This window comes from Flavonifractor sp. An306 (assembly GCF_002159455.1).
GTDB lineage: Bacteria > Bacillota > Clostridia > Oscillospirales > Oscillospiraceae > Flavonifractor.
Genome location: NZ_NFIQ01000251.1, coordinates 1 through 638, shown reverse-complemented (window position 1 = coordinate 638; position 638 = coordinate 1). Strand labels below are relative to the sequence as shown.

Annotated in this window: 2 protein-coding genes; both read right to left on the bottom strand. The window is 61.9% G+C overall.

Annotated features, from left to right (window positions below; all coding sequences use genetic code 11):
* Window positions 1-274, bottom strand: a 274-nt coding sequence (locus tag B5F88_RS19965; protein ID WP_140402246.1) for an N-acetylmuramoyl-L-alanine amidase, incomplete at its 3' end; no start/stop codon positions are given.
* Window positions 267-584, bottom strand: coding sequence for a hypothetical protein (locus B5F88_RS19960; protein WP_087937091.1), 318 nt, complete (start codon window positions 582-584; stop codon window positions 267-269). The genes B5F88_RS19965 and B5F88_RS19960, both read right to left, overlap by 8 nt.
* Window positions 585-638: the final 54 nt, after the last annotated feature.

The following is a 638-nucleotide window of genomic DNA, read 5'->3' as shown; positions in this document are numbered from 1 at the left end:
CCACCTCGATGGTCACCGCCCGGTGGTCGTTGGAGGAGCTGGAGGAGCACCAGCTCCGGTCCCCCTCGTCCACGATCAGGCCGATTTTGCCGTCCTTGTCCACCACGTAGTTGCAGGAGGCCTGGGCGCTCTCTTTGGCAAACCACGCCCCGGCGGACTGTGCCGTCACCTGACCCACATAGCAGTGGATGGTGATGGTGTCAATGGCGTGATTCCTGGGGTGGGTACGGTTGGGAGACAGGCAGGTATAGACCGCCAGCGGACTGTTACTCACCGCACATCACCGCTCTCACGCCGTCCAGGTCGCCGGCGGAGCGCAGGTCGATGATCTCCGCCATGTGGGCGGTGTAGTCGGCGTTGAAGGTGTTGATGATGTCGGCCTCCTCCCCGTCGTCAAAGGGGCCGATCTCCGCGGCCACCGCCTTCCAGTCCAGGTGCTCCGCGCCGCCATAGTGGGGGGCGCCCTCCTGGCCGGCGTTTTTCACGTTGGCCAGGAACATATTGACCCCCTCTTTCCAGCCCATGTTGGCGGCAGTCCCCAGGTCGATGATCTCGTTGACGTACTTGTGCAGCTTCTTGTTCATAGTCTTTTCTCCTTTGCAAATATATTCCCACACCGTCAGGCGTTGGGTCCGTTG